The sequence below is a fragment of the Nocardioides sp. Z50_6 genome, from assembly GCF_058215755.1.
Map to the genome: position 1 here is coordinate 379,069 of NZ_JBZAJB010000001.1, position 20,060 is coordinate 399,128.

Consider the following 20,060-nt stretch of genomic DNA (forward strand, 5'->3'; position numbering starts at 1 on the left):
CCGCGCTCATCCGGCTCACCCGTTCCTGCGCCTCAGCGAGAGCAGCAGCCCCGCGCCGACCAGGACCGCCAGGAGACCGGCCGGCACCCAGAGCGGCAACGACTCGTCGGTGGCGGGCTCCGCGGGCAGCACGTCGCCACCGACCGAGGGCTCCGTCGCCTCCGGCGCGACCGCCGGTGGCCGGGCCTCCCCGTCGCCCTGGTGCCAGACCAGGGCGAGGTGACCGCCCGCCGGGGTGCGCAGGGTGCCCGCGCCACGGCTCGAGTAGACCCAGTCACCCCCCTGTCCGTCGGCCTGTCCGTCGGCCTGTCCGTCGGCCCACCACACGCTCCAGTAGGCGTCGGCCGGCGCCGCGTTGACACAGGGGTCGGACGCCGGGAGCCCGTCGACCCGGCAGATGAAGCCGGGATCCCGGGTGGCGTGGTCGAGGGTGAAGCCCGCGTCCTGGATGCTGGTGGCAGCCCGCTCGTCGGCGACTGCGCGGTCGCACCCGGTGCGGACACCGTTCCCGGCTTCGACCAGCGCGCCGAAGTCGACCACGACGGTCACGCCCTCGGGCGGACACGGAGCGGGCACCGCGACCGCCGGACCGGCGGCTGAGAGCCCCAGCCCCGCGCCCGCGAGCGCGACGCCGACGGCCGCCAGCGCGGCGGCCCCCAGGGACCGCACGGTCACCGGTCCTCCCCGTCACCCTCCGCCGCGGCCAGCACCGGAAGGGCCTGCACCCCGGCGATCACCCAGGGCGAGCGGTCGAGCGGGTCGTCGAGACCGTAGGTCCGGGCCTCGGCGAGGCTCGACTCGTCGAAGGCCACCGCGCCGGTCTCATCCGCCAGCTCCCCGTCGGCGTCGACCACCTGCAGCCCCCGCAGCCAGGCGGCCGCCCGCCGCGCAGCGTCGTCCTCGCCGAGCTCGGCCAGCGCCCACCCGGCCAGGCCCGAGGAGTTGGCGTTGACGCCGTTCTGCGGGTCGGCGAAGGAGCCGTCCTCACCCTGCTGCTCGAGCAGCCACGTCGTCGCCTGATCGAGCGCCTCCGTCACCGCGGGCTCGGGCTCCCCCTCCTCGGAGAGGGACGCCAGCTGGAGCACGACGAGGGCAGTGGTGTCCGGGGCCTGGTCGGGGGTCACCTGGTCACCCGCGCACGACTGGTCGCGGGCTCCGGGGTCGGAGAAGTCGAGGCGGAAGAAGCCCTGCTCGCACTGCTGCAGGAGCAGGAAGTCGGTGACCTCGTCGGCCTTCTCGCTGCCGATCCGGGTCAGGGCGGCCGCGGCGTAGGACTGGCCGATCGCGTTGGCGTAGTCGCCGTACTCGGAGCGGTCGCGGAGCCGGCCGGCGTTGACGCCCTGGGGGGTCACCGCGCCCTCGACCCGGGCCTGGAGGTCGACCCCGCCGAAGTCGGCCGGGTCGCGATCCTGGTCGACCGCGAGGAGCAGCGCCTTCGCGGAGGGGCCCGAGTAGAGCTCGCGGCCGGCGCCGACGTAGGTCTCCAGGGTCTCGGCGACCGCGTCCGTGGTCTCCGCGGCCTCCTCGTCGTGCAGCCCGGTGGCCGAGAGCCCGAGCACGAGATCGATGCTGGAGCCCACGTCCACCGACGTGGAGGTCTTGCCCTCCCACGAGGTGGTGTTCTCCAGCAGTCCGTCGGCGTTCCGGTTGGCCAGCAGCCAGGTGGCGGCCAGCTCGGCCGGCCGCGGGGCGTCGGAGACGCTGGCCTCGGCACCGGTGTCGGCGCGGCTGCCCTCCTCCTGCGCACAGGCGGTGGCGGCCGCACAGACCAGGGCGAGCGTGGCGCCGGCCGCGGAGATACGGCGACGTCGGGGGTGGTGACGGAGCATGAGGGTGGTCCTTCCCGCTGCTGAGCGGGACGGTCCCCTGCGGGGATCGAACCGCTGCGTTCCTCGACAGCGAATGTTCGGACGCAGCACAGTGGGTGTTCCGGCTCGCACGGTCGGACCGTGCCTACGGTTGCGGGTCAGCGCCGGACTTGGACCGGCTTCCCCCAGCTGTGAGCGTGGGTGCGTCGCGACGGTCGCCGCGACGCACCCACTGTAACCCGGTCTCCCGGTCCCCGCCGAAGGGGTCCGGGACAGCCGATCAGGCCAGCTTCTCCAGGATCAGCTCGCGCACCCGGCCGGCGTCGGCCTGCCCGCGCATCTCCTTCATCACCGCACCGATGAGCGCACCGGCGGCGGCCACCTTGCCGTCGCGGATCTTGTCGGCCACGTCCGGGTTGGCCGCGATGGCGTTGTCGACGGCGGTCGACAGGGCGCCCTCGTCGGAGACGATCGCGAGGCCGCGGGCCTCCACGATCTGCTCCGGCGTCCCCTCGCCGGCCAGCAGGCCGTCGAAGACCTGGCGCGCCAGCTTGTCGTTGAGCGTGCCGGCGTCCACGAGCGCCTGCACCGCCGCGACCTGCTGCGGGGTGACCCCCAGGGCGTCGATCTCGGTGCCGGTCTCGTTGGCCCGCCGGGCCATCTCACCGAGCCACCACTTGCGCGCCGCCTGCGGGGCGGTGCCGGCGGCGACGGTCTCCTCGATCAGCAGCAGCGCGCCGGCGCCGACGGTGTCGCGCATCTCCAGGTCGGAGAAGCCCCAGTCGGCCTGCAGCCGGGCCCGCTTCTGGGTCGGGTTCTCCGGGAGCGTCCCGCGCAGCTCCTCCACCCACTCCCGCGACGGGGCCACCGGCACCAGGTCGGGCTCGGGGAAGTAGCGGTAGTCCTCGGCGTCGGACTTCTCCCGGCCGCTGGTGGTGATGCCGGTGTCCTCGTGCCAGTGGCGCGTCTCCTGCAGGATCGAGGCCCCCGACTGCAGCACGGCGGCGTGCCGCCGCATCTCGTAGCGGACCGCACGCTCGACCGAACGCAGCGAGTTCACGTTCTTGGTCTCGGTGCGGGTGCCGAGCACCCCGGAGCCCTTGGGAGCCAGCGAGAGGTTGACGTCGGCCCGGATCGAGCCCTGGTCCATCCGTGCGTCCGAGACGTCGAGGGCGACGATCAGCTCGCGCAGCTGGGCGACGTATGCCTTGGCGATCTCCGGAGCCCGCTCCCCCGCGCCCTGGATGGGCCGGGTGACGATCTCGATCAGCGGGATGCCCGCCCGGTTGTAGTCGACGAGCGAGTAGTCCGCGCCGTGGATCCGGCCGGTGGCACCACCGACGTGGAGGGTCTTGCCGGTGTCCTCCTCCATGTGGGCGCGCTCGATCTCGACCCGGAACGTCTCCGGCTCGCCGTCCGCACCCTCGACCTGGACGTCCATCCAGCCGTCGAAGGCGATCGGCTCGTCGTACTGCGAGGTCTGGAAGTTCTTCGGCATGTCCGGGTAGAAGTAGTTCTTCCGGGCGAAGCGGCACCACTCGGCGATCTGGCAGTTCAGCGCCAGGCCGATCCGGATGGCCCCCTCGACCGCCTTCCGGTTGACGACCGGCATGGCACCGGGCAGGCCCAGACAGGTCGGGCAGACCTGGGTGTTGGGCTCGGCACCGAACTCGGTGGGGCAGCCGCAGAACATCTTGGTCAGCGTGCTGAGCTCGACGTGGACCTCGAGGCCCAGCGCGGGGTCGTACTTCTCCAGCGTCTCCTCGAAGGAGAGCAGCTCGGCGGTCCTGGTGCTCACTGACGGGCTCCCTTCAGCTCGGGCGCGCGGTCGAGGACCGCACCACCCCACTTCTCCTGCAGCAGGGCCTCGACCGCGGCGCCGACCCGGTAGAGCCGGTCGTCGGCGAGGGCCGGTGCCAGCACCTGCAGTCCGACCGGGAGGCCGTCCTCGTCGGCCAGGCCGCACGGCACCGAGATGCCGGGCGTGCCGGCCAGGTTGGCCGGGATGGTGGCGAGGTCGTTGAGGTACATCGCGAGCGGGTCGTCGAGCTTCTCGCCGAGCTTGAACGCCGTGGTGGGCGCCGTCGGGCTGACCAGCACGTCGACCTTCTCGAACGCCGCCTCGAAGTCGCGGCTGATCAGGGTCCGCACCTTCTGTGCCTGCCCGTAGTAGGCGTCGTAGTAGCCGCTGGACAGCGCGTAGGTGCCCAGGATGATCCGGCGCTTGACCTCGTCGCCGAAGCCGGCGTCCCGGGTGGCCCGCATGACCTCCTCGGCACTGGGCGCCTCGACGCCCTCGGGCAGCACCCGCAGCCCGTAGCGCATCGCGTCGAACTTCGCGAGGTTGCTCGACGCCTCGGCAGGCAGGATCAGGTAGTAGGCGGCCAGCGCGTGCACGAAGTGCGGGCAGGAGACCTCCACCACCTCGGCGCCGGCCGCGACCATCGTCTCGACGGTCTCCTCGAAGCGCGCCATCACGCCGGGCTGCCAGCCCTCGCCGCGCAGCTCGGTGATGACGCCGACCTTGAGCCCGGTCAGGTCCTTGCCGGCCCCGGCCCGGGCCGCCTCGACGAACGACGGCATCGACTCGGGGATCGAGGTGCTGTCCAGCGGGTCGTGGCCGGCGATCACCTCGTGCAGCAGCGCCGAGTCGAGCACCGTCCGGGTGACGGGACCGACCTGGTCGAGCGAGTTGGCGAGTGCCACCAGGCCGTAGCGGGAGACCCCGCCGTAGGTCGGCTTGACGCCGACCGTCCCGGTGACCGCACCCGGCTGCCGGATGGAGCCGCCGGTGTCGGTGCCCAGCGCCAGCGGCGCCTCGAAGGCGGCCACCGCGGCGGCGGAGCCGCCACCGGAGCCGCCCGGGATCCGGTCGAGGTCCCACGGGTTGCGGGTGGGGCCGTAGGCGGAGTGCTCGGTGGAGGAGCCCATGGCGAACTCGTCCATGTTGGTCTTGCCGAGGATCGGCAGGCCGGCCTCGCGCAACTTGCGCACCACGGTGGCGTCGTAGGGCGGCACCCAGCCCTCGAGGATCTTCGATCCGCAGGTGGTGGGCAGGCCGACGGTGGTCAGCACGTCCTTGACGGCGATCGGGACGCCGTCCAGGACGCCGCGCGGCTCCCCGGCCGCGCGACGCTCGTCGGAGGCGCGCGCCTGGGTCAGGGCGCCCTCCGCGTCGACGTGGAGGAACGCGTGCACGCCCTGCTTGTCGCTGCCGTCGGCGGGGCCGTCGACCTCGGCGATCCGGTCGAGGTGGGCCTGGGTCAGCTCGACGCTGGTCACCTCGCCGGCGGCCAGCGCGTCGGCCATCTCGGCCGCCGTGCGCCGGGTCCAGTCGATGCTGTCGGCGCTCACTGCTCGTCCCCCAGGATCCTCGGCACGGAGAAGCGCTGCTGCTCCGACTCCGGGGCTCCCGCGAGCGCCTGCTCGGCGGTGAGGCCGGGGACGACGACGTCCTCGCGGAAGACGTTGGTCAGCGGGAGCGCGTGCGAGGTCGGCGGCACATCGGCGTCGGCCACCTCGCTGATCGAGGCCACCGACTCCAAGATGACGCTCAGCTGGGGCGCCAGGTGGTCGAGCTCGGCGTCGGAGAGGTCGATCCGGGCCAGGTCGGCCAGGTGCGCGACCTCGTCGCGGGTGATTTCGGGCATCAGCATCCTTTGCCAGACGTGCGGGGGATCAGCCGCCCATCCTAGGCTCTCCCTCGTCTCCCTCCGTGGGGGGCGTGCTCGCGGTGGGCGTGGCCGGCGGCCCCTCGGCGAGCAGCCGGTCGAAGCCCGCCTCGTCGAGGATGGTCAGGCCGAGCTGCTCGGCCTTGTCGGCCTTGGAGCCGGCGTTCTCCCCGACCACCACGAAGTCGGTCTTCTTCGACACCGAGCCCGACGCCTTGCCGCCCCGGGCGATGATCGCCTCCTTGACCGAGTCGCGCGTCCAGCCCTCCAGCGAGCCGGTGACCACGACGGTGAGCCCCTCCAGGGTCCGCGGCACCGACTCGTCCCGCGCGTCCTCCATGGTGACGCCGGCCCGGGCCCAGGTGTCCACGATGGCGCGGTGCCACCCGGACTGCTCGCCGTCGAACCACTCGCGCACCGAGGCGGCGATGGTGGGGCCCACCCCCTCGGCGTCCGCGAGCTGCTGCTCGTCGGCCTCGCGGATCGCCTCCATCGACCCGAACCGGGTGGCCAGGGCACGGGCCGCCGTCGGGCCCACGTGGCGGATGGAGAGCGCCACCAGGACCCGCCACAGAGGCACCTGCTTGGCCTGGTCGAGGTTGTCGAGCAGCCGGCGGCCGTTGGCGCTGAGCACCCGGGGGCCGCTGCCCGCCTCGACCTCAGCCTTCTTGGCGGCCCGGGTGAAGAGCTCGGTGCGCAGCAGGCCCGACTCGTCGAGGTCGAAGACGTCGCCCTCGTTGGCGATCACCCCGGCGGCGAGCAGCGCGTCGGCCGCCTCGTAGCCGAGACCCTCGATGTCGAAGGCGCCGCGGCCGGCGACGTGGAAGACCCGCTCGCGCACCTGGGAGGGGCACGCCTCGTGGTTGGGGCAGCGCAGGTCCTTGTCGCCCTCCTTCTGCTGGGCGAGCTCGGTGCCGCAGGAGGGACAGTGGGTCGGCATCACCCACTCGGCCAGCCCTTCGGGCCGCAGCGGCAGCACCGGCCCGAGGATCTCCGGGATCACGTCGCCCGCCTTGCGCAGGATCACCGTGTCACCGGGGCGGACGTCCTTGCGGCGGACCTCGTGGGCGTTGTGCAGGGTCGCCCGCTCCACGGTGGAGCCGGCCACCCGGGTCGGCTCCATCACCCCGAAGGGCGTCACCCGCCCGGTGCGGCCGACGTTGACCTCGATCGCGAGGAGCCGGGCGTTGACCTCCTCCGGCGGGTACTTGAAGGCGATGGCCCAGCGCGGGGCCCGGCTGGTCGAGCCGAGGCGGCGCTGGAGGGCGACCGAGTCGACCTTGACCACCACCCCGTCGATCTCGTAGCCGACGATGGTGTGCCGCTCCTGGCCCACCTTCGTGACGTAGGCCTCGACGTCGCCCAGCGTGGGCACCACCCGCACCTGGTCGGAGGTGGGCAGGCCCCAGGCCCGCATCGCTGCGTAGGAGCCGGACTGGGTGGCCGGCTCGAAGCCCTGGCGCGCGCCCAGCCCGTGGCAGACCATGCCCAGGGCCCGGGTGGCGGTCACCCGCGGGTCCTTCTGGCGCAGCGACCCGGCGGCGGCGTTGCGCGGGTTGGCGAAGGGGGGCTTCCCGGCGTCCGCCATCGCGGAGTTGAGCCGCTCGAACGCCTCGGTCGGCAGGAAGACCTCGCCCCGGACCTCCACCAGCTCGGGCACCGGGAACTCGTCGGTGCCGGTGAGCCGGTGCGGCACCGAGTCGATGGTGCGCACGTTCGGGGTCACGTCCTCGCCGGTGCGGCCGTCACCGCGGGTGAGCGCCCGCACCAGGCGCCCGCGCTCGTAGAGCAGGTTGATCGCCAGGCCGTCGACCTTGAGCTCGCAGAGCAGCTCGGCGTCGGTGATCCCGTCCCGGGCGAGCCGGGCGTACCACCCCTGGAGCTCCTCGAAGGAGAAGGCGTTGTCGAGCGACTCCATCGGCTGGAGGTGGTCGACCGGGGTGAACTCGGTGGAGACCGCGCCACCGACCTTCTGGGTCGGCGAGTCCGGCGTCCGGAGCTCGGGGTGCTCCTCCTCCAGCGCCTCCAGCTCGCGCAGCCGTCGGTCGAAGTCGGCGTCGTCGAGCGTCGGGGAGTCGAGCACGTAGTAGCGCCAGCGCGCGTCCTCGATCTGCTCCGAGAGCTCCTGGTGGCGTTCGCGCGCCTCGGGCGGTGCGGGAGTGACCTCGGGCGTGCTCATGGCCATATCTTGCCCTGCCCCACCGACAACCACCTGCCAGCACCCGGACGAGGGCAGACGGTGTCCGCTCGCGTCCCTACGCTGTCGCACCTGCGGGGCGCACGCGCTGCCTCGCCGCCGACAGGGGGTCCACATGTCCGCTCGCCACGCCGTCCCGAGGCTGCTGCGCAGGTCGCTGCTGCCAGTCCTCCTCGCCCTCGGGCTGCTGCTCGGGACCAGCGCGGGAGCGCTCGCCAGCCGCCCCTGGCCCGGTGGCCGGATCACCTACGTGGACAAGACCAAGGACCCCGAGGCGGTGCGCGCGGCGGTGCGGGCGTGGAACCGCAGCGGCGTCCGGGTCAGGTTCGTCAAGGTCAAGAAGGCCTCGAAGGCGTCCCTGGTCATCCGCAACTCCCGCAACGTCCCGTCGGGCTGCGGATCCGGCCTGGCGTCCATGGGCTTCGTCCCGCGTGGCAAGGCGTTCGTCAACATCCTGCACGGCACCGACGCCGACGGGCAGGGCTGCGCACAGCCCGGCCAGACCCTGGTGCTCGCACACGAGCTCGGCCACGTCCTCGGCCTGCAGCACAACGACAGCCGGTGCTCGGTGATGAACAGCAGTCACGTCAACGGCGTCGCGCAGCGCGAGTGCCTGGGTGAGGACGTCGAGGAGGCCAGGCCCGGACGCTGGCGCTGCCGGGTGCTGGAGCGGGTCGACCTCACGCGTGCTGCCAAGCTCTACGGCGGCCGGCCCAAGGTGGCGGAGCAGGAGTGGTGCGACGCCATCGACCGGATCCCCGCGACCGGCCCGGTCAGCTGGACCCCGGGCCGCGCCGGCGCCGGCACGCTGACCGTGGTGCGGGGAACGGAGCCCGCGCTCCCCGGCTGGCTCGGGACCTGGGGGTACGGCGTCCCGGGCATGGAGGTCCACGCCACCCCCGGCACCTGCACGGCCGTCCCGGGGGCCGACGCGACCCGGCTCACCGTCGACCTGTGGGAGGTGCCGGTGGGGGCCGCCCAGGCGATCCCCGTCTACGGCCTCCAGCCGGGCCCGCACTGCCTCTCGGTGTGGCAGTTCGACCGGGGCAACAACTACGCGCTGACTCCCAGCACGGTGACGGTCCAGGTCGGCTGAGGCCCGGCCCGGCCCGGCCCGGCCCGGATCGGGTCAGGTCAGGTCAGGGCGTGCGCGGTGGTCCGGGACAGGGTCAGGGCCCGGCGGGCCCAGTCCGCGGAGGCACCGGCCAGACCGCAGCCCGGGCTGACGACCAGCTGGGAGCCCACCTCCTCGGGGTCGAAGCCCAGCATGTCGAGCCAGCGCAGCACCCGCTCGGTGAGCCGGGCGTCGTCGGTCGGGTCGGTGGGGTCGAGGGTGGGCAGCACCCCGAGGACGACGCTCTCACCGCCCTCCAGGGCCTGGCCGAGATCGTCGTGGTCCTCGGCACCGAGCTGAGCCAGGTCGACCGCGAGACCCCGCGCCCCGGCGCCGCGCAGCAGCCCCAGTGGCGTCCCGGCGGCACAGGCGTGCACCCAGGGCTCGGCCCCGGAGTCGGCGATCGCGGTGAGCACCCACTCGAGCGCGTCCGAGGCCTCGGGCGGGTGGACGACGCGGTGCCGGCCGAAGCCGCTGGCGGTGGGCACCCGGCCGGCCAGCACCGCGGCGAGCGCCGGCTCGTCGACCTGGACGACGAGCCGCTCGGCCTCCGGCAGCCGGCGCCGCAGGTCGGCCACGTGGTCGCGGACCCCCTCGGCCAGTGCCTGGGCCAGGTCGCGCCTGGCCCCGTGGTCGGAGAGCACCTTGTCGCCGCGCGGCTTCTCCACGGTGGCGGCCAGCGTCCACGGGCCGGCCACCTGGGTCTTGACCGCGCCGGTCCAGCCCTGGGTCTGCTCCTCGACCTCGTCGAGGTCCTGGGCCAGCAGCGACCGGGCACGCCGGTGGTCGACGCCCGAGGCATCGGTCAGCCGCCAGCCGGCGGGCTGCAGGTCCGCCCCGAGGCCGGCGACGACCGCAAGGCCCCGGCCGGTGGTGGTGGCGCCGGGCCCTCGGCCGGGCAGCTCCGGCACGTGCGGCAGGCCGGCCGCCTCGCCGAGCTCGCCCCACACGACCCGCACCGCCTCGGCGTAGGCGTGCGCCGGCGTCTGCTCCCCCGGGCCGGGCATCGACCCGATCCCGGTCGCGCGCGTCACCCGGCCACCCGCTCGGTGGCGGTGATGGTGGCCGACCCCACGACCCGGGAGCCGTCGTAGATCACCGCGGCCTGGCCGGGGGCGATCCCCTCGGCCGGGTCCAGCAGCTCGATGCGCACGGTGTCGCCGTCGGCCTCCACGACCGCCCGGTGCTCCTGGCCGTGGGCGCGCAGCTGCACCGTGCCCTTGAGCCGGTCCGGCACGGTGCCGCACCAGCGGGGCCGGAAGGCCTCCAGCCGCCCCACCGCGAGCCGCTCGCGCGGGCCGACGGTGACGGTGCCGCTGACCGGCTCGATGTCGAGCACGAACCGGGGCTTCCCGTCGGGCGCGGGACGACCCAGCCGCAGCCCCTTGCGCTGGCCGATGGTGAAGCCGTAGGTGCCCTCGTGGAGCCCGAGCACCTCGCCGGTCTGCTCGTCGCGGATCTCGCCGCCGTGGTTGGGGGCCCGGTCGCCGAGCTTCTCCCGCAGCCAGCCGGCGTTGTCCCCGTCGGCGACGAAGCAGATGTCGTGGCTGTCCGGCTTCTGGGCGACCAGCAGCCCACGCCGGGCGGCCTCGGCCCGCACCTCGGGCTTGGTGGAGTCGCCCAGCGGGAACATCGCGTGCCGCAGCTGTTCCTGGGTGAGGACCCCCAGCACGTAGGACTGGTCCTTGGCGTGGTCCACGGCCCGGTGCATCTCGACCAGCCCGTCGGCCCCGGTGCGCAGCTGCGCGTAGTGACCGGTGGCCACCGCGTCGAAGCCCAGGGCCAGCGCTCGGTCGAGCACGGCGGCGAACTTGATCTTCTCGTTGCAGCGCAGGCACGGGTTGGGGGTGCGGCCCGCGGCGTACTCGGCCATGAAGTCCTCCACCACGTCGTCGTGGAAGCGGTCCGAGAGGTCCCAGACGTAGTGCGGGATGCCGATCACGTCCGCGGCCCGCCGGGCGTCGTTGCTGTCCTCGATGGTGCAGCAGCCCCGGGCCCCGGTGCGGTAGGAGGCGGGGTTGCGGGAGAGCGCGAGGTGCACCCCCGTCACGTCGTGGCCGGCCTCGACCGCCCGGGCTGCGGCCACGGCGGAGTCCACCCCGCCGGACATCGCGGCGAGCACCTTCACCTGGTCCCCCCGTGGGCGGCCCGGGCCCGCTCGACCGCGGGGCCGATCGCGGCCACCAGGGCGTCGACGTCGGACGGCGTGCTGGTGCGGCCCAGCGTGAAGCGCAGGGAGTGACGCGCCTGGGCGGGGTCGCACCCCATGGCGAGCAGCACGTGGGAGGGCTGCGGGACCCCCGCGGAGCACGCCGACCCGGTGGAGCACTCGATGCCCTGGGCGTCGAGCAGCATCAGCAGCGAGTCGCCCTCGCAGCCGGGGAACCCGAGGTGGGCGTTGCCCGGCAGCCGCGCCTGCGGGTCGCCGTGGAGGTGCGCGTCGGGCACCACCTCGATCACCCGGCGCACCAGGTCGTCGCGGAGTGCGGTGACCCGGGCGGCGTGCTCGGCCTGGGCCTTGACGGCCAGCTCGACGGCAGCCGCGAGGCCGGCTATGCCGGGCGGGTCGAGGGTGCCGCTGCGGATGTCGCGCTCCTGGCCGCCCCCGTGGAGCAGCGGCGTGACCTCGACCTCACGGCGTACGACCAGGGCGCCGACCCCGTAGGGCCCGCCCAGCTTGTGGCCGGTGAAGGTCAGGGCGTCGACGCCGCTCGCGGCGAAGTCGACGGGGACCGCCCCCACGGCCTGGACGGCGTCGGTATGCACCGGGATGCCGTGCTCCCCGGCGATGCGCACCACCTCCTCGATCGGCTGGAGGGTGCCCACCTCGTTGTTGGCCCACATTACCGAGGCCAAGGCGACCGAGCCGGGATCGCGCTCCACGCTGGCCCGGAACGCCTCCACGTCGAGGCGGCCGACCGCGTCCACCGGCACCAGCTCGACCTCCGCGGCGCCGGTCGAGGCCAACCAGTGCAGCGGGTCGAGGACGGCGTGGTGCTCCACCGCGGTGGCCAGCACTCGGGTGCGGCGCGGGTCCGCGGCGCGGCGCGACCAGAGGATCCCCTTGAGGGCCAGGTTGTCGGACTCGGTGCCGCCGGAGGTGAAGACCACCTCGCCGGGCCGGCAGCCGAGCGCCTGGGCGATCGTCTCCCGGCTCTCCTCCACCACCCGACGGGCCCGACGGCCGGCGGCGTGCAGCGAGCTGGCGTTGCCCACGGTCGTCTGGTGCCGCGCCACCGCCGCGAGCGCCTCGGGGAGCATGGGCGTGGTGGCGGCGTGGTCGAGGTAGACCGACGGGTTCGACGCAACGGTGTTCATGTCACCGCTCAGCCTACGGCGCCCCGGGTCAGGTGGACCCCGGCGGTGCTCGGCCTACTCCCTGGCCACCTCGGCGACCAGCGCGGCGTGGTCTGAGCCGGGCACCGGGTGGGTGGCCGTGCGGGTCGCGGTCCACCCCTGCCCGACCAGCACGTGGTCGATCGCGACGACCGCGGGCGCCGAGAGGGGGCCGAGGCCGACCTCGCCCGCCGAGGGCCAGGTGGCCTGCCACCCGGAGCCGGCGACCTCCGCGGCGTCGCGCAGCCCGCCCGCGTCGAGCAGGTCGCGGAAGACGCCGTGGTCCGGCGTGGCGTTCAGGTCGCCGAGCAGGAGCCCGGGCGGACGGCCGGCCACCGCCTCGCGCAGCACCCGGTGGTCGCTGCGCCAGCCCTCGGCGTCCCCCATCGGCGACTCGGGGTGGGTGACCACCACCGGGACCCGCTCCCCCGCCACGTCGACCCGCACCGCGAAGGAGGTCCACTGGGTGGGGATCGCCCGCTCCCCCACCAGCGGGTGCCGGGAGTAGAGCATCGTGCCCTCCACGCCGTAGTCCGCCTCCCCGGCGTGGAAGGGCAGCTGCACGTTGAGCCCCGCCTCCTCCATCATCAGCAGCGCGTAGGGGGTGACCTCCTGGACCGCCAGCAGGTCGACGTCCTCCTCGGCGGCCAGACGCACCAGGTCCTCGGGGTCCGCGGACCCGTTGAGCATGTTGAAGGTCATCACCTTGAGTCGCAGCGCGTCCTCTCCCGGCTCGGGCTCGCCGCCCACGAACTGCGGTGCCAGCCAGCCCAGGTGGAGCACCAGCCCCACGACGGCGGGCACCCCGGCCAGCAGGGCCAGCCGGCGGCTGCCGCCGAGCCGGAGGTCGAGCGCGACCACGGCCAGGACCAGCAGGTAGGCGAGCACCGCCCAGGGGGCGAACGAGACCAGCCTGACCAGGAGCCCCTGGTCGGGCTGGAGCAGGCGCAGCCCGGTCAGGAGCACACCCCCGAGCAGGCAGGCCCCGGCCCCGGTCCGCAGCAGGAGGGTCACAGGCCCAGAAACTACTGCCTGGGGCCCGTCGCGGGGGGCGATCCGCCCAGACGCGGCTCCAGGAGGACGAGGTCGTCGCGGTGCACCACCTCGCGCTCGTACCCGGCGCCCAGCTCCCGCTTGAGCTCGTGGGAGGACTTCCCGAGCAGGCCCGGGATCTCGGCGGAGTCGAAGTTGACGAGGCCTCGGGCGACCGGGCGTCCCTCGGCGTCGGTCAGGTCGACCGGGTCCCCGGCCACGAAGCGGCCCGCGACCGCGGTGATCCCGGCGGCCAGCAGCGAGGCGCGCCGCTCCACGACCGCCCGTACGGCCCCCTCGTCGAGGATCAGCCTGCCCTGGGGCTCGGAGGCGTGCGCCAGCCACAGCAGCCGGGTGGGGCGACGCCGCCCCCGGGCGTGGAAGAGCGTGCCGACGGCCTCGCCGGCCAGCGCGGGGACGGCGTTGTCGGCGGAGGTGAGCACCACCGGGATGCCGGCGCCCGTGGCGATCCGGGCCGCCTCCACCTTGGTCACCATGCCCCCGGTGCCGAGGCCCGCGGCCCCTGCGCTGCCGATCCGTACGCCGTCGAGGTCGCCCGCCCCGCGCACGTCGGCGAGCAGGCGGGTCCCGGCGAGGTCGGGGGGTCCGTCGTAGAGCCCGTCCACGTCGGAGAGCAGCACCAGCAGGTCGGCGTGCACCAGGTGGGCGACCAGGGCGGCCAGCCGGTCGTTGTCGCCGAAGCGGATCTCGGAGGTGGCGACGGTGTCGTTCTCGTTGACGATCGGCAGGGCGCCGAGCTCGAGGAGCTTGGCGAAGGTCTGGTAGGCGTTGCGGTAGTGCGCGCGGCGGGTCACGTCGTCGACGGTGAGCAGCACCTGGCCGGTGACGAGCCCGTGCCGGGCGAACTCCTGCTGGTAGTGGTGGGCGAGCAGGCCCTGCCCGACCGACGCGGCGGCCTGCTGGGCGGCCAGGCCGCGCGGCCGGCGGCGCAGGCCGAGGGGTGAGAGCCCCGCCGCGATGGCCCCGGAGGAGACCAGCACCACCTCGGCGCCACGGCCACGCACGGCGGCCAGCACGTCTGCGAGGTCTGCCACCCGCTGCCGGTCGATGCCGCCACCCGCACTGGTGAGCGACGACGACCCGACCTTGACCACGATCCTGCTCGCCTCGACGACCGCCGGGCGCAGGCTGCCGCCCTCGCTCATGCGTCGGGGTCGTCCTCTGCCCAGTCGGGGTCGTCGGGCGAGCCGATCTCGTACGAGCTGGGGCCGAAGCGCTCGGGCTTGTCCTGCTTGTCCAGCCGCCTGGCCACGTCGGCTCGGGTCTCGTTCTCGCCCCGCTCCTCCATCGCCGCGTCGATGTCGCGGCGGCGGGTGCGCGCCGGGCGCTGCTCGTCGAAGCGCTGGTCCTCGCCGCGGCGGCCCAGCATCTCGGCGCCGGCCTCGATGTCGGGCTTGAAGTCGAAGACCACGGAGTTGTCGGGGTGCCCGATCAGCACGGTGTCCCCGGCCTCGGCACCACGCTTGACCAGGGCCTCCTCCACTCCGAGCCGGTTGAGCCGGTCGGCGAGGAAGCCGACGGCCTCGTCGTTGCTGAAGTCGGTCTGGCGGATCCACCGCTCGGGCTTGGTGCCCCGCACCCGCCACGCGTCCCCGTCGCGGGTGATCTCGAAGTCGCCGCCGCCCCCGACCGCGGGCGGCCTGATGACGATCCGGGTCGGCTCCACGGCCGGCTTCTCGGTGCGGCTCCTGGACACGATCTCGGCCATCGCGAAGGTCAGCTCCCGCACCCCGGCCCCCGAGGCGGCGGAGATCGGGAAGACCAGCATGCCGCGCTCCCGCAGGTCGTCGATGACCATGTCGGCGATGTCGGCGCCGTCGGGCACGTCGATCTTGTTGAGCGCCACCAGGCGGGGCCGGTCCTCCAGCCCGCCGTAGCGGGCCAGCTCGGACTCCATCACCTCCAGGTCGTCGACCGGGTTGCGCCCGGGCTCGATGGAGGCGGTGTCGACGACGTGCACGAGGGCCGCGCAGCGCTCGATGTGGCGCAGGAAGTCGTGGCCCAGGCCGCGTCCCTCGGCGGCGCCCTCGATCAGGCCGGGGACGTCGGCCACCGTGAAGGTGGTGTCGCCGGCGCGCACCACGCCCAGGTTGGGCACCAGGGTGGTGAAGGGGTAGTCGGCGATCTTGGGCCGGGCCCTCGAGATCGCGGCGATCAGGGAGGACTTGCCGGCGCTGGGGTAGCCCACCAGCCCGATGTCGGCGACCACCTTGAGCTCGAGGTGGATCTCGAGCTCATCGCCGGGCTCGCCGAGCAGGGCGAAGCCGGGGGCCTTGCGCTTGGAGGAGGCCAGCGAGGCGTTGCCCAGACCGCCGCGGCCGCCGGTGGCGACCACCATCTCGCTGCCGGCGCCGATCAGGTCGCCCAGCACGTTGCCCTGGGCGTCGGTGACCACCGTGCCGTCGGGCACCGGCAGCACCAGGTCGGAGCCGTGGCCGCCGTTCTTGTGGTCCCCCGCCCCGTGGCCGCCGTTCTCGGCCCGCCGCTTGGGGCTGTGGTGGTACTCGATCAGCGTGGTGACCTGCGGGTCGACGCGGAGGATGACCGATCCGCCCGGTCCCCCGTTGCCGCCGTCGGGCCCGCCGAGGGGCTTGAACTTCTCGCGGTGCACGGACGCCACGCCGTTTCCGCCGCGGCCTGCGCTGACGTGCAGCGTCACGCGGTCGACGAAGGTGGGTACGGCCATGTGGAGCTCTCCTCGATGGGGGTGGAACACACGAAGGGCGTCCCCAGGTCTAGGGACGCCCTTCGTTGGAAATGTGTGCTGCGTGAAGCGTCAGGTCACTCGCCCGGGACGACGTTGACGACCTTGCGGCCACGACGGGTGCCGAACTCGACGGCACCCGCGACGAGCGCGAAGAGCGTGTCGTCGCCGCCGCGGCCGACGCCGCTGCCCGGGTGGAAGTGCGTGCCGCGCTGGCGGACGATGATCTCGCCGGCGCCGACGACCTGGCCGCCGTAGCGCTTGACGCCGAGACGCTGTGCGTTGGAGTCGCGACCGTTCTTGGTCGAGGCCGCACCCTTCTTGTGTGCCATGAGTTCAGTCCTTCGTGGATCGCGAGGGCGGAAGCCGCTCAGACGGAGATGTCGGTGACCTTGACCTGGGTGTACTTCTGGCGGTGACCCTGGCGCTTCTTGTAGCCGGTCTTGTTCTTGTACTTCTGGATGATGATCTTGGGGCCCTTGGTCCGCCCGAGGACCTCGACGGTCACCGAGGCCTTGTCCAGGCCGGTGGCGGTGACGGCCTCGCCGTCCACCACCATCACGACGGGAAGGGTCACGGACTCACCGGGGGTGGTCAGGACCTGGTCGATCTCGATGACATCGCCGACAGCAACCTTCTGCTGCTTGCTGCCACTCCGCACGATCGCGTACACCGCGACTCACTCTCCTCGTCGGACTCGAACAGTCCATCAACAATCTCAAGACTCAGGGCACCCACCGCGCGCCGACGACTCGTGTCCGACAAAGGGCCACGACGTGCAAGCACACCAGCGGGAAGGTGTTGGGACACACCGAAGGTCAATACTACGGACGGGGGGACGTGCGCGCAAAACGCGGCCCGTCCCCCCGGCCCGGTCGGGTCAGCGCTTGCGCGCGCCCTTCTTCTTGATCGGGACGTGCTCGACCTGGACGCCGTCGGCGTCGTCGTCCTGATCCGCCGGGGCCGCACCGGTACCGGCATCGGCCGACCCGGTCGTCTCCACCGCCGGCTGCACGGTCGCCGGCGGGCCGGCGGGCCGCGACGCCGCACGGCGGCGGGTCCGGGTGACCACCGTCGTGGTGGGCGCCGGCTCGGGGGTCGGCTCGGGCTCGGGCGTCGGCTCAGGCGTCGGCTCGGGCTCGGGCGTCGGCTCAGGCGTCGCCACGGGCTCAGGCGTCACCTCAGGCGTCGGCTCGGGCTCGGGCGTCACCTCAGGCTCGGGCGTCGGCTCAGGCGTCGCCACGGGCTCAGGCGTCGGCTCGGGCGTCGGCACGGGCTCGGGCGTCGGCTCGGGCTTGACCTCGACGGGCGCGTCGCCGTCGGCCGCCGGCGCAGCGGTGCGCTCCGCGAGGTCGGCGTTCTCCGGCTTGGCCATCGCGGCGACCACCTTGGGCGACGGCGCGGCCGGTGGAGCACTCGGCGGCGTCGGCCGGTCGGAGCCGCCGCCGGAGCCCTGAGCGGACTCCTTGCCGCGGCCACCGCGTCCTCGCCGGCCACCACGGCGCCCGTCGTCGTCGGAGGCCGCGGAGGACCGCGGCTCGACCGGCGCGCTCTGCACCACGACCCCGCGGCCCTGGCAGTGCTCGCAATCGGTGGAGAAGGCCTCCAGCAGGCCGGTGCCGATCCGCTTGCGCGTCATCTGGACCAGGCCCAGCGAGGTCACCTCGGCGACCTGGTGCCGGGTCCGGTCACGGCCCAGGCACTCCACCAGTCGCCGGACGACGAGGTCGCGGTTGGACTCCAGCACCATGTCGATGAAGTCGACGACGATGATGCCGCCGATGTCGCGCAGCCGCAGCTGGCGGACGATCTCCTCCGCCGCCTCGAGGTTGTTCTTGGTGACCGTCTCCTCCAGGTTGCCCCCGGAGCCGGTGAACTTGCCCGTGTTGACGTCGACCACGGTCATCGCCTCGGTGCGGTCGATCACCAGGGAGCCGCCCGAGGGCAGCCAGACCTTGCGGTCCAGGCCCTTGGCGATCTGCTCCTCGACGCGGTAGGCCGAGAAGACGTCGCCCTGCTGGGCCGAGGCGTTGTCGCCCGGCTGGTAGCGCTCGAGGCGCTCGCCGAGGTCGGGCGCCACGTGGGTGACGTAGCCCTTGACGGTCTCCCAGGCGTCGTCGCCCTCGATGACCAGCTTCTTGAAGTCCTCGGTGAAGAGGTCGCGGACCACCTTGAGGGTCAGGTCCGGCTCTCCGTAGAGCAGCTGCGGGGCGTTGCCCTTGGTCTTGGCCTCGATGTCCTCCCAGCGGGCCTTGAGCCGCTCGACGTCGCGGGTCAGCTCCTCCTCGCTGGCACCCTCGGCGGCGGTGCGCACGATCACGCCCGCGGTGTCCGGGACGATCTCCTTGAGCAGCGCCTTGAGGCGGTGACGCTCGGTGTCGGGGAGCTTGCGGGAGATGCCGCTGGTGGTGCCGTCCGGCACGTAGACCAGGAACCGGCCCGCGAGGCTGACCTGGCTGGTCAGCCGGGCGCCCTTGTGGCCGACCGGGTCCTTGGTGACCTGCACCAGGATGCTCTGGCCCGACGAGAGCACCGACTCGATCTTGCGGGGCTGGCCCTCCTTGTGACCCAGGGCGGACCAGTTGACCTCACCGGCGTAGAGCACCGCGTTGCGGCCCTTGCCGATGTCGATGAAGGCGGCCTCCATCGACGGCAGCACGTTCTGCACCCGGCCGAGGTAGACGTTGCCGATCAGCGAGGTCTGGGACTCCCGGGCCACGTAGTGCTCGACCAGCACGTTGTCCTCGAGGACCGCGATCTGGGTCAGGTCCTTGCGCTGACGGATCACCATCACCCGGTCGACGGCCTCGCGCCGGGCCAGGAACTCGGCCTCGCTCACGATGGGGGCGCGACGACGGCCGGCCTCGCGGCCCTCACGGCGCCGCTGCTTCTTGGCCTCCAGGCGGGTGGACCCGGCGACGGCGGTGATCTGGTCCTCGGCGGAGCGGGTCTTGCGCACCCGGGTCACGGTGTTGTCCGGGTCGTCGGCCCCCTCGGCGGGGCCGTCCCCGCTGCGGCGGCGACGGCGGCGACGGCGCGACCCCGAGGACGAGGAGTCGTCGTCGGCGGCTGCGGAGTCGTCGTCGCCGGCGCTGGCGCCGTCGGAGCGCTCGGTGTCCTCGCCGTTGTCGTCGCTCTCGTCGCTCTCGCCGTTCCCGCCGCCCTCGGCGGAGTCGCCGGCCTTGCGGCGCCGGCGGCCGCCGCGACGACGGCGGCGGCGCGAGGGGGTGCCGTCGCCGGACTCCTCGTCGGACCCGTCGTCGTCGGCGGAGTCGCCGGACTCCTCGGCCGACCCCGCGGTGTCGGTCTCGTCGTCGGAGTCGGACGGGGCCTCGGTCGGCGCGTCGAGGACGTCGGTCAGCTCCGCGGCGGCGGCGGCCTCCTCGTCGTCCTCCGGGACCTCCACCGCCTCGGGCGCCACCGGCTCGGCGACCTTCTTGGCCGCCCGGCCGCCGCGGCTGCGGGCCGACCTGGTGGTCCTGGTGACCTTCGGCGCGGCGGTGGCGTCCTCGGTGGGGGCGGACGCCTGGTCCGCCGTCCCCTGGTCCGCCGTCCCCTGGTCCGCCGTCCCCTCAGCCGCCGCGTCCGCGGCCGGGGCGGTCGGCTGGTCGGTGCTCACCGGGGCCGCAGCCCGCTTGCGGGTGCGGCGGGCGGGGGCCTTGACCGGCTCGGGTGCCTGGAAGAGCGGCAGCGTGGCCGAACCGGTCGGCTCCGCCTGGGCCGGGGCGGCGTCCCCGGTCGGCTGGCCGGGCTCGTCCGCCGGCTGCGCGGCGGCGACCTTCTTGGCGGTGCTCTTGCGCGGGGCCCGCTTGGCGGCGGCCCTCTTGGCCGGCGCCGGGGTCTCCTGGTTCTCCACACCCTCCGCGGCGGCGCCCGAGGCCGCCTCGGCCGGCGCCTCCCCGGCGGGGACCTCCAGGGCCTCCTGCCCGGCGGCCGCCTTCTTGGCCGTGCTGCGCCGCGTCGTGGTCTTCTTGGCCGCGGCGGCCTTCTTGGCGGGCGCCCTCTTGGCAGCCGCCTTCTTCGCCGTCCCCGGCGCGGCGTCGCCGGCGGAGGAGGTCGGGGCGGTCGTCGCCTGCGTGGTGTCGTTGTTCTCGGTCTCGTCGAGCATGTGCGCTCCTCGACCGGTGCGCTGCACCGGTGTGTAGGACGCCGGGACCCGGATGCTCAGGATCCGCGA

Annotated in this window: 16 protein-coding genes and 1 riboswitch; of the genes, 1 reads left to right on the top strand and 15 read right to left on the bottom strand. The window is 73.9% G+C overall.

Annotation, left to right across the window (positions count from 1 at the left end):
• Nucleotides 1–15: 15 nt before the first annotated feature.
• From AC4BGE_RS01825 to ligA, 6 genes are all read right to left on the bottom strand, one after another.
• A complete protein-coding gene (locus tag AC4BGE_RS01825; protein WP_490574168.1) occupies nt 16–675 on the bottom strand; it encodes a hypothetical protein in 660 nt (219 codons plus the stop codon).
• Nucleotides 672–1,829 (bottom strand): hypothetical protein, encoded by a 1,158-nt coding sequence (locus AC4BGE_RS01830; protein WP_490574169.1) that lies wholly within the window; start codon nt 1,827–1,829, stop codon nt 672–674. Before AC4BGE_RS01830 ends, AC4BGE_RS01825 begins: the two co-directional genes overlap by 4 nt.
• A gap of 73 nt (nt 1,830–1,902) precedes the next feature.
• Nucleotides 1,903–2,046: riboswitch (cobalamin riboswitch) on the bottom strand.
• Between the two features lie 42 nt (nt 2,047–2,088).
• On the bottom strand, nt 2,089–3,606 hold the full coding sequence (gatB, locus tag AC4BGE_RS01835; RefSeq protein WP_490574170.1) for an Asp-tRNA(Asn)/Glu-tRNA(Gln) amidotransferase subunit GatB: 1,518 nt from the start codon (nt 3,604–3,606) through the stop codon (nt 2,089–2,091).
• Entirely contained in the window at nt 3,603–5,117 is a 1,515-nt protein-coding gene (gene gatA, locus AC4BGE_RS01840) for an Asp-tRNA(Asn)/Glu-tRNA(Gln) amidotransferase subunit GatA (protein ID WP_490570214.1), read from the bottom strand. Before gatA ends, gatB begins: the two co-directional genes overlap by 4 nt.
• Nucleotides 5,118–5,158: 41 nt before the next feature.
• Entirely contained in the window at nt 5,159–5,458 is a 300-nt protein-coding gene (gene gatC / locus AC4BGE_RS01845) for an Asp-tRNA(Asn)/Glu-tRNA(Gln) amidotransferase subunit GatC (protein ID WP_490569781.1), read from the bottom strand.
• Between the two features lie 28 nt (nt 5,459–5,486).
• Nucleotides 5,487–7,664 carry an NAD-dependent DNA ligase LigA gene (ligA, locus tag AC4BGE_RS01850; RefSeq protein WP_490574171.1) on the bottom strand — a complete coding sequence of 726 codons (2,178 nt, stop codon included), beginning with the start codon at nt 7,662–7,664 and terminating at the stop codon, nt 5,487–5,489.
• Between the two features lie 127 nt (nt 7,665–7,791).
• Between ligA and AC4BGE_RS01855 the strand changes: the two genes are divergently transcribed.
• Nucleotides 7,792–8,772, top strand: coding sequence for a M57 family metalloprotease (locus AC4BGE_RS01855; RefSeq protein ID WP_490574172.1), 981 nt, complete (start codon nt 7,792–7,794; stop codon nt 8,770–8,772).
• Nucleotides 8,773–8,810: 38 nt separating this feature from the next.
• Here the strand turns inward: AC4BGE_RS01855 and AC4BGE_RS01860 are convergent, their stop codons facing one another.
• The 9 genes from AC4BGE_RS01860 to AC4BGE_RS01900 form a co-directional block, all read right to left on the bottom strand.
• Nucleotides 8,811–9,824, bottom strand: a complete 1,014-nt coding sequence (locus AC4BGE_RS01860) for a uroporphyrinogen decarboxylase/cobalamine-independent methonine synthase family protein (protein WP_490574173.1) — start codon at nt 9,822–9,824, stop codon at nt 8,811–8,813.
• Nucleotides 9,821–10,918 (bottom strand): tRNA 2-thiouridine(34) synthase MnmA, encoded by a 1,098-nt coding sequence (gene mnmA, locus AC4BGE_RS01865; RefSeq protein WP_490574174.1) that lies wholly within the window; start codon nt 10,916–10,918, stop codon nt 9,821–9,823. The genes AC4BGE_RS01860 and mnmA overlap by 4 nt, the downstream gene beginning before the upstream one ends.
• Nucleotides 10,915–12,108, bottom strand: a complete 1,194-nt coding sequence (locus AC4BGE_RS01870) for a cysteine desulfurase family protein (RefSeq protein WP_490569776.1) — start codon at nt 12,106–12,108, stop codon at nt 10,915–10,917. Before AC4BGE_RS01870 ends, mnmA begins: the two co-directional genes overlap by 4 nt.
• A gap of 54 nt (nt 12,109–12,162) precedes the next feature.
• The gene (locus tag AC4BGE_RS01875; protein WP_490574175.1) at nt 12,163–13,140 is read right to left on the bottom strand and encodes an endonuclease/exonuclease/phosphatase family protein; all 978 of its coding nucleotides are present in this window, start codon (nt 13,138–13,140) and stop codon (nt 12,163–12,165) included.
• Between the two features lie 11 nt (nt 13,141–13,151).
• A complete protein-coding gene (gene proB / locus AC4BGE_RS01880) occupies nt 13,152–14,324 on the bottom strand; it encodes a glutamate 5-kinase (protein WP_490569774.1) in 1,173 nt (390 codons plus the stop codon).
• Nucleotides 14,321–15,865: a GTPase ObgE gene (gene obgE / locus AC4BGE_RS01885; RefSeq protein ID WP_490569773.1), complete on the bottom strand. Its 1,545-nt coding sequence runs from the start codon at nt 15,863–15,865 to the stop codon at nt 14,321–14,323. Before obgE ends, proB begins: the two co-directional genes overlap by 4 nt.
• Nucleotides 15,866–15,960: 95 nt before the next feature.
• The gene (gene rpmA / locus AC4BGE_RS01890) at nt 15,961–16,215 is read right to left on the bottom strand and encodes a 50S ribosomal protein L27 (RefSeq protein WP_110181809.1); all 255 of its coding nucleotides are present in this window, start codon (nt 16,213–16,215) and stop codon (nt 15,961–15,963) included.
• Nucleotides 16,216–16,253: 38 nt separating this feature from the next.
• Nucleotides 16,254–16,556 carry a 50S ribosomal protein L21 gene (gene rplU / locus AC4BGE_RS01895; RefSeq protein WP_489966941.1) on the bottom strand — a complete coding sequence of 101 codons (303 nt, stop codon included), beginning with the start codon at nt 16,554–16,556 and terminating at the stop codon, nt 16,254–16,256.
• Between the two features lie 207 nt (nt 16,557–16,763).
• Nucleotides 16,764–19,991: an Rne/Rng family ribonuclease gene (locus AC4BGE_RS01900; protein WP_490574176.1), complete on the bottom strand. Its 3,228-nt coding sequence runs from the start codon at nt 19,989–19,991 to the stop codon at nt 16,764–16,766.
• Nucleotides 19,992–20,060: the final 69 nt, after the last annotated feature.

Excerpts from the sequence above, each read along its gene's own strand:
- gatC (WP_490569781.1), bottom strand. The coding sequence starts at position 5,458 with ATGCCCGAAATCACCCGCGACGAGGTCGCGCACCTGGCCGACCTGGCC.
- rpmA (WP_110181809.1), bottom strand. The coding sequence starts at position 16,215 with ATGGCACACAAGAAGGGTGCGGCCTCGACCAAGAACGGTCGCGACTCC.
- gatA (WP_490570214.1), bottom strand. The coding sequence starts at position 5,117 with ATGGCCGACGCGCTGGCCGCCGGCGAGGTGACCAGCGTCGAGCTGACC.
- AC4BGE_RS01855 (WP_490574172.1), top strand. The coding sequence starts at position 7,792 with ATGTCCGCTCGCCACGCCGTCCCGAGGCTGCTGCGCAGGTCGCTGCTG.
- proB (WP_490569774.1), bottom strand. The coding sequence starts at position 14,324 with ATGAGCGAGGGCGGCAGCCTGCGCCCGGCGGTCGTCGAGGCGAGCAGG.
- obgE (WP_490569773.1), bottom strand. The coding sequence starts at position 15,865 with ATGGCCGTACCCACCTTCGTCGACCGCGTGACGCTGCACGTCAGCGCA.
- AC4BGE_RS01900 (WP_490574176.1), bottom strand. The coding sequence starts at position 19,991 with ATGCTCGACGAGACCGAGAACAACGACACCACGCAGGCGACGACCGCC.
- AC4BGE_RS01870 (WP_490569776.1), bottom strand. The coding sequence starts at position 12,108 with ATGAACACCGTTGCGTCGAACCCGTCGGTCTACCTCGACCACGCCGCC.
- AC4BGE_RS01830 (WP_490574169.1), bottom strand. The coding sequence starts at position 1,829 with ATGCTCCGTCACCACCCCCGACGTCGCCGTATCTCCGCGGCCGGCGCC.
- ligA (WP_490574171.1), bottom strand. The coding sequence starts at position 7,664 with ATGGCCATGAGCACGCCCGAGGTCACTCCCGCACCGCCCGAGGCGCGC.